Consider the following 7,402-nt stretch of genomic DNA (forward strand, 5'->3'; position numbering starts at 1 on the left):
CTTGGCCAAGCCGTCGCAAAGGGTCCGGCCGGCTTCGGTCAGTTCGATTGGCAGGGTTCTTCTTTCCAGCAGAACGACATTGTATTTCTTTTCTGCCTTGCTCAGAACCTGGCTCACGTATGGCTGGCTAAGGAAAAGCTTCTTAGCGATATCGCTGACCGTCTGGCAGTCTTCAGCAGTTGTCAAGATTTGGTAAAGTACGTCTTGTTTCATCTTAATGCTCTCTTTTAAGTGAATGAATTTACAAAATTAATTTTACAATACGATTATTATAGCGCCTTTTTCCTATTAGTCAACGCCAATCATGCTTACTCAATTTTGACATAATATTCGGCGAAATTCAAATAATTACCGCTGATTTTTTGGCTAAATGCGACTTTTCCGTTCAAGAAAGAGGAATGAAAGCGGTATAGGAATTATAAATCATATATTTCCGAACTTATGTTGACGGTTTTTAGCAGGAAATTTTTGCGAAAAAGTTCAAAAATTGCTAAAAATCCATTTAAAAAATGCTAAAAACTTGCTAAAAACTAAAATTTTCGCAAAAATAGGAGCTGAGACTTATTGATGAGGAAAAAGACATGAACTTTCAACACTTGGAATACTTCAACGAGCTGGCTGAGACCCAGTATATGGCCCAGGCGGCGGAAAAACTGGGGATCTCACAGCCAACCTTGAGCTACGCGGTCAAGAAACTGGAAGAGGAACTGGGCGTCCCTCTTTTTGAAAGAGAAGGCCGCAACATCCGCTTGACCGTCTACGGCAAGGTCTTCAAAGAGTACAGTGAAGCCGGAGTCCAGCAGATCAAGGAAGGCCGGCGGCAATTAGCCGAGATGGCTTTGGGCGAAAGCGGCAAGCTGTCAATCGGGGTCGCCGAAATCGTTGCCCACCAGTTCATTACAGATGTGATCAAGGAATACCGGCAGGTCAATCCGGAATACCGGGTCGATTTCAACTTGAAGCGAGACGTGACCGGTAAGCTTTTGGACATGCTGCAAAGCGGGGAATTGGACTTGGCAATTGTTACCACCCGGCCAGGAGAAAAGATCGCCGGCTTTGACTTAGTGCCAATGATGCACAGAAAGCTAGAGCTGCTTTTACCGGCTGGCCATGAATTGGCCAAGCAGAAGTCAGTCAGCTTGAAGCAGATTGAGAACTATCCCTACCTGGCTTTTGGGGAAGAACACGCCTTAGCAGGGATTATCGCTGATGTTTTTGCCAAAAACGACATTCATCCCCAAATCAGCAGCGTAACTGATGACGTGCGGACCTTGGTTGACTTGGTAACCATTGGCGAAGGGGTGGCCCTTTTGCCTAAGTCCAAGTATCATGAGGCGGCTGGTGCGGTCACCGTTCCAGTGACGGAAGATACATCGTATACCATCAGCCTGGCCAGCCGAAACTTGGCCCAAGAGCCGAAGGTGGCCCAGAAGATGGCCACTTTTATCGTGGAATTTTGCCAAGGACATGATTTAACGCGTGCTTAATTCACTAGCGGCCTGGTCATACTTGTCTTTGGCGCGGCTGACCTGCTTTTTGTATTGGGCCAGGGTTAAGCCGTTGATGCTGACGACGGCGTTGTAGTAGGCCAGTTCAGTCTTTTGGACAGCTTGGTAGCTGGCATATTTGACTTTGGCATTTTTATACTGATACTGCTTGAGCAAGGCCAGAAGGTCGGCCTGCTTGAGCAGTTTTTTCTTGCTCTTTGCCAGCTTGCTCTTTTCGTCCTTAAAGGCCTGGCTGACGGCTTTAGACGGGGAGACAGGACTTTTCTTGCTCTTGCCCTTTTTCTTTTGCTGATTTGCCTTTAAGGCATCCTGCCAGGCAGTAGTTACGCTGGAGGCAGCTTCATCAATGCTTTTGGCGATACCAGTGCTGTTTTGCCGGAACTTTTCCCCGGTTTGCTGGTAATTCTTTTGCTTAAGGGCGATGGCTGCCTGCCTTTTCTCCTGGATTACGATTTGCTTGTGCCGGGCGCCAAAGCCGATCAGCATGATGAACAAGGCGCCGACCATGAAGAAGTCGCAGACAAAGCGCAGGCGCGGCTGGCTGGTGATGAGGCCAAAGAGCCAGATCAAGGCAAAGAGAATGAAGATCCCGCAGCCAATCCAGCCCAGGATAAAGTATTGGGAGATGGTCATTATTTTTCCTCTTTTCAACTATTTTCTCTTTTCATGATAAACTATTTTTTCCCGCCCGGCTTTCTTTTGGCAAAAATCCGCAGATTCTTGCCAGCAAAGCGGGTAAACGCTGCCGAAAACGGGCCGGATAGTGCTATAATCTTGTTAAAGGTCTGCAATATGGCAGGCAAAAAGTCATGAATGGGAAATAAGACAGATGGCAAGGATTATTGATACTCAGCGAAAGTTACTGATCCAGCACGGCTTGCTGGAAGACATCAAGGAAGCAGGAGAGGAATACGGGACTTTGACGGCCGCCCTGGCTGCTCCTGACTGGACCCTGCTGGACCGGGAAGTTACCGGGTTATTTGAGCAGGCAGACCTTTGCCTGCTTTTTGGGGATGAGGAAGTTCCCGAACTCGCCGCGGCAAGCGAACTGTCCCGTCTCTTTCCGCTTTTAGCCGGCGACTGTCCAGACTTAAAGGAAAAACTGGCTGCCGGCAAGTTGGCTGTTAAATTTTTACCAGAGAAAGAGAGCAGCTTTTTCTTGCTGACTGGGAAAGACAAGTACCGTTTCTACTGGGGGCAGGGGGCAACTTATGCCTTAAGCAGCGGGGAAAAGACCGGGGACGACTGGGCCATGGTCCAGCAGCTGGTCAAAGAGCTGATGGCCAAGGCCAGTGATATTTTAAACAGGGAGATCTACCAGGGCTATCTGGACCAAGAAGAAGACAAGCGGTCCCAGTACCTGCTGGAAGTCAGCGGCTTGGCAGACAAAATGGCGACAGCGCCTTTAAAGGACTTTAAAGAAGCAACCCGGCTGGGGCAATTGGCCCAAAGCCAGGCAGGCGTGTCCTTTAAGAAGACGGCCAAGCTTCTGCGCTTTAAGAGCGGGATTGACAAGCAGGATTTGACTGGCGAAAAGATCCTGGCTGACGAGGAATTAAGCAAGCGCCTCAGCCAGATTGTCTTTGGCGAGGGCAACGAAAATGGCGAAGCCATTGTTTTGCCAGATGAGAAGGCCCACTACCCGCGCCCGCTTTACCTGCAAGACCCGGTAACCGGGACGATTTTGGAGAAGCCGGCAATTGACTCCTACCAAGAAGAGCCAGTGGCCGTCCAGAAGCCGACCCGGCAGGACGTGTCAGCGATTTTTGACATTATCCGCTTCTACCGGGACCGCAAGCAGGACAATGAATCCCAGGCCGCCTTCTCCTTCTTGATGTATGTCCTGGAAAGTGGCAGCATCTGGAAGATCCGCCAGGCGATCGATGAGCGAAACGGGATCGTGGAAGATGTCCCGATCGTGGCCGGCCTGGTCGGGCAGGGGGAAACCGGCAAGTCGACCCTGCTTAAGATTGCCTCCAACTTGACCATCGGCAACACCAAGGAAATCGTCCAGGCCAGTTCAGAAGACAAGCTCTTCGGGATGACGGCAGCCGTCAGAAAGAAGCTGCTGGCCGGAAAGAGCTTGAGCAAGCAGGACCGGGTCAGCGCCTACAGCTCCAACCCTAAGGTCATCAACAAGAATATTTGGAACTTTACCGACCACTACATGGATGAAGACCAGGTCATCACTCCGATCTGCATCGATGACCCGGAAGTGTCCCTCTTTTCTTCCAGCGCGGCCCAGAGCTTTTTGAAAAAGCGGAGCAACCGGCATGGCGAGAAACTGGCGGTGGAACCGGTAGCCATTTTCAGCATGAACAGCAAGGGCAAGGACATCGAGCTTTTGACTGAAGTTGGCCGGCGGGGTTACGTGATCAGCCAGGGCAACCAGTTCCGCAAGAAGACGGACGCGGATATTCACTTTTTTGAATATCTGGATGGCAATACCGACAACCATGGTCACTGGCTGAACAACACCCTCTTTCTTTACCTGACCCGGCAGATCGACCGCTGGCTGGATGAGATGGACGACGAGGACTACTTGCAGCTCAAGCGGGACTTCCTCTACCCAGTCAAGCACGCCTTCTGGCAGCTGGTTGAGGAATACGGCCTAGTCAACACGGAAACCAAGCACTACTTCAACATGAAGAACTACAATATCGTTGAAGACCTCGGCCGGCGGAACTGGAGCATTCTTTTGCACGATGAGGCAACTTTGCGGGAAATCACCTTTACCCGGGACAATCCGGAATGCATGATTCCGGCCCGGGTCTTCCCAAACAAGGGGGCTGACATCAACCGCTACTTCGCCTACCTGCCGGCTTCAGCCGAGATCTGCAAGACTTTTGACAGCCAGGGGCTGACGGTGAAGATGGCCAATATGGATCTGTGGCAAGGAAACCACTTGCTGGTCGAGCGCTATGAGAAGGAGACCGGGATCGCGGCTGAGCGCTTTGAAATGGAAAAGGCCAGAGCTGCCGCGGAAGTCCAGGGGCAGAGAATGGGGGAAAATATCGCTCCATACCTCAAGAAGAACGCGGAAATGATGGACCGGATGATGAAGGTCACCGAGCAAAATGCCCAGCTTTTGGCGGAAAAAGAAGCCCAGGCTGAAAAGCAGCAGCAGGCGGAAGCTGAGAAGAAGGAGCAGGCCGACCAGATCCAGAAATTGCAAGATGAACTGGCCCAGGCCAAGGAGGCAGCTGAAGCCGCCAAGAGCGAGGAAAAGAAGCCGCGGGGTTTCTTCGACCGCTTTTTCAAGTAATTTTTTAGAAAGAAGAATAAGATGACCGACACGCAAAGCATGATTGCCGTACAAGAAAAAGACAATACCGTTTCCAGCCTGGTCTTGGACCATGACGGGGACTTGGAAATTGCCGGCCGGATTCTGGAGGAAAACTACCAGGACTATGAGCAAGTTTTGGCTCTGGTCAATTTGGGCGATTTAAAGAGCCTGGGAAAGACGGCGGCGACCAGCAGGGCTTATTACCGGGACGAGCATGAAGACCAATTGGTCTTGGAAAATTACGCGGACACGGAAGTTTTTGACCGGGCAACTGAAGAGCAAGGGGACTACCTGGCTTGCTGCTTCTTGTATTGCAAGTATGAAGGCGACTTCCAGTGGCTGGTCAGAGATTTTTCCACGGGCGACAAGCGCTTTAAGCCGCTGAAGGAAGCCCTGGCTTAAGAAAAGAGGGACGGCAATGACGGACTTGGCCCAGCTGGGCGGGGATGAACTAAAGCAGATTTTGGACGAGAAGCGGAGAAGCCGCTGGCAGATCGTTTTTGGGGCCCTCTTGACCGACACGGCGGCCGAAAACGCGGCAGTTCCCAGAAAAGAGATGCCAACCTTGATCAAGCTGAAGGCCTACCAGACCAAGCTGATCCGCCAGTATGACGAGGACATCAAGCTCCTGCAGGAGGAATTTGCTGACCGGGGCCAGGAAGTGCCAAGGCAGGCTTTAATTTGGAAGAAAAATTACTTTTTCCCTCTGGCGCCGACTCCCCTTGACCACTGCCTCAGCTTGGAAGAATGGAGCGAGCAGACCGGTCTGCCATTGGCAGCCCTGGCTCACAGCCTGGTCTTCATGGGGGTTAAAGAGCGGGCCTACAATCTGCGGGCCAGCGCCCTCTATGACCCGGCTGACCTGGCCTTTTTAAAGAAAGTAGCGCCCGGCAGTCTGGCGGCTAAAGGCTTGACCAAGGCGGCCTGGGTGAAATTGACCGGGGTCAGTCTGGTAAGACTGGACAAGTGGCTGGGCTCAGACAATACGGGCGACTGGCTGGCCTGGGATCTGGCCTTGACCGCCAAGGAAAATTTAAAATAGCATGCAAAAAGGCTAGAAGCGGAAATGCTTCTAGCCTTTTAATTTAAGCCAGTTCGTGCATAGCCGGCAATTTGTCTGTTTCCAGCCAGTCAAAGAAGTCCTGGCTGGCGGCGGACATGGTGTGTTCTTTAATGGCCGTACCGTAGCTGATTTCATTTTTGCCGGAAAGAGGAACGACTGTTAAGTCCTTGATCTGCTCAGGCAAAAGGAAGTTGGGCAGGATGCCGATGCCTAGACCCGCCCGGATGCTGAGCATGGCGGCATTGATGGAGTTGGCGGAAGTTACCTTGAGGTGGGGAAGCTCCTGCCAGAGGATTTTTTGCAAAGAATACTGGCCAGGGGTGCAAATATTGTCATTTAAGAAAATAACTCTTTGGCTGTTCAAGTCACTGTGCTTGACCGACCCGCGAGTAGCAAAATCATAGTCTTTTTGGAAAACAGCGCAGTACTTGCCAGTCAAAAGCGGCTTGAACTTGATCTTGGCGCCAGAACCCAAGGAGTCCTGGTTTAAGAAAATGATGTCCAAGGCGCCTTCGTTTAAAAGGCCAACCAGGTCCCGGTAATTGTGGCTTTCGATTTCAAACTGGACCTTTGGGTTAGCAGCCTGGTAGGCCCCGATGCTTTTGGCCAGGGCAAAGATCTCGTAAGGGGAGTTGCTGATGCCAACCGTGATCTTGTCCTTAAATTGCGCATTTAAGCTTTCCAGCTGTCTTAAAGCCTCCACGTAATTGTGGTGAACAGGGCGGATGTCTTCATAAAAGGCCTTGCCGACCGGGGTCAAGGAGACCTTCTTTCTGGTCCGGTAGAAAAGGTCGGCCCCGATATAGCGCTCCATCGAAGAAATAGTTTGGGAGACTGCCGACTGGGAGACCCCCATGTTCATGGCTGTCCCGGAGAAGCTCAAGGTTTCAGCCAGGTTGATAAAAATTGCCAAGTGTTCTGTGTTCATTGTTTTCTTTCCAGCTCCTTACTTTGCGACAGGGTGGGTGGCCGGCAGCCCTCGCTCTTTGACCCAGGCGATAAAGTCGGCGGCCGGTGATTTCCGGTCCTTTAAAGTGACCAAGCCGATTTCGTCAGTAACTTCTTTTTCCAAGGGGAAAAGCTCCAGCTGGTCGTCGCTGGGGTCAACGACAAAGTCGGCGCAGATGCCGATGCCCAGGCCGGCGGAAATCATCTGGGTGTAGTCAGCCATGTTGTTTGCCACGGCATAGTCCAGGCTGGCCAGCTCCCGGCTTAAAGCATTCTGCAGGGAATTCTGCTTGGGCAGGCACCAGCTGTTGTCAAGGAAGATCAAGCGCTCTTTGGACAAGTCCTTCAAAGTAACAGGTGAATTGCCAATATAGCCGTAGCTCTTGCTGCAGACGGCGTAAAAGCGGCCTTCTAGCAGCTTGTCGTAAGTAAGGGTGACGCCGGAGTCGATTGATTCGGGTCTGGTCAAGATTACGTCGCAAAAGCCCTGCTTTAAGCGGGCGACCATAGTCCGGTGGTCGTAATTTTCCAAGAAGATCTTGACCTCAGGCCTGACCTTCCTGTATTCCTGGATCAACTTGCCAATGACATAGCTGT

General features: G+C 51.4%; 8 protein-coding genes. 4 read left to right on the top strand and 4 right to left on the bottom strand.

The features are described 5' to 3' along the window. The coding region (locus ACI32D_RS05885; protein WP_439775677.1) for a helix-turn-helix domain-containing protein at positions 1-213 on the bottom strand (213 nt) is incomplete at its 3' end. Positions 214-581: 368 nt separating this feature from the next. On the opposite strand from ACI32D_RS05885, the gene ACI32D_RS05890 reads away from it, so the two are divergent. Beyond that, complete coding sequence (locus ACI32D_RS05890; RefSeq protein ID WP_439775678.1) at positions 582-1,487, top strand: LysR family transcriptional regulator; 906 nt, start codon at positions 582-584, stop codon at positions 1,485-1,487. Here ACI32D_RS05890 and ACI32D_RS05895 read toward each other — a convergent pair. Beyond that, positions 1,473-2,141, bottom strand: coding sequence for a hypothetical protein (locus ACI32D_RS05895; RefSeq protein WP_439775679.1), 669 nt, complete (start codon positions 2,139-2,141; stop codon positions 1,473-1,475). The genes ACI32D_RS05890 and ACI32D_RS05895 overlap by 15 nt on opposite strands. A gap of 196 nt (positions 2,142-2,337) precedes the next feature. Here ACI32D_RS05895 and ACI32D_RS05900 point away from each other — a divergent pair, with 196 nt between their 5' ends. From ACI32D_RS05900 to ACI32D_RS05910, 3 genes are read left to right on the top strand one after another with little or no spacing between them, the layout of a single operon-like run. Continuing rightward, complete coding sequence (locus ACI32D_RS05900; protein WP_439775680.1) at positions 2,338-4,773, top strand: hypothetical protein; 2,436 nt, start codon at positions 2,338-2,340, stop codon at positions 4,771-4,773. 21 nt (positions 4,774-4,794) lie between these two features. Beyond that, the gene (locus ACI32D_RS05905; protein WP_439775681.1) at positions 4,795-5,196 is read left to right on the top strand and encodes a hypothetical protein; all 402 of its coding nucleotides are present in this window, start codon (positions 4,795-4,797) and stop codon (positions 5,194-5,196) included. A gap of 16 nt (positions 5,197-5,212) precedes the next feature. Further along, positions 5,213-5,836: a hypothetical protein gene (locus tag ACI32D_RS05910; protein WP_439775682.1), complete on the top strand. Its 624-nt coding sequence runs from the start codon at positions 5,213-5,215 to the stop codon at positions 5,834-5,836. Positions 5,837-5,879: 43 nt separating this feature from the next. Here the strand turns inward: ACI32D_RS05910 and ACI32D_RS05915 are convergent, their stop codons facing one another. Together ACI32D_RS05915 and ACI32D_RS05920 are read right to left on the bottom strand one after the other, a co-directional pair. Further along, positions 5,880-6,785, bottom strand: a complete 906-nt coding sequence (locus tag ACI32D_RS05915; RefSeq protein ID WP_439775683.1) for a LysR family transcriptional regulator — start codon at positions 6,783-6,785, stop codon at positions 5,880-5,882. Positions 6,786-6,803: 18 nt separating this feature from the next. After that, positions 6,804-7,402, bottom strand: a 599-nt coding sequence (locus tag ACI32D_RS05920; RefSeq protein WP_439775684.1) for a substrate-binding domain-containing protein, incomplete at its 5' end; no start/stop codon positions are given.

This window comes from Lactobacillus sp., from assembly GCF_051873315.1.
Classification (GTDB): Bacteria; Bacillota; Bacilli; order Lactobacillales; family Lactobacillaceae; genus Lactobacillus.

What these genes read in the sequence shown, in the direction of transcription:
- ACI32D_RS05890 (WP_439775678.1), top strand. Translation starts at nt 582, where the DNA reads ATGAACTTTCAACACTTGGAATACTTCAACGAGCTGGCTGAGACCCAG.
- ACI32D_RS05910 (WP_439775682.1), top strand. Translation starts at nt 5,213, where the DNA reads ATGACGGACTTGGCCCAGCTGGGCGGGGATGAACTAAAGCAGATTTTG.
- ACI32D_RS05895 (WP_439775679.1), bottom strand. Translation starts at nt 2,141, where the DNA reads ATGACCATCTCCCAATACTTTATCCTGGGCTGGATTGGCTGCGGGATC.
- ACI32D_RS05905 (WP_439775681.1), top strand. Translation starts at nt 4,795, where the DNA reads ATGACCGACACGCAAAGCATGATTGCCGTACAAGAAAAAGACAATACC.
- ACI32D_RS05915 (WP_439775683.1), bottom strand. Translation starts at nt 6,785, where the DNA reads ATGAACACAGAACACTTGGCAATTTTTATCAACCTGGCTGAAACCTTG.
- ACI32D_RS05900 (WP_439775680.1), top strand. Translation starts at nt 2,338, where the DNA reads ATGGCAAGGATTATTGATACTCAGCGAAAGTTACTGATCCAGCACGGC.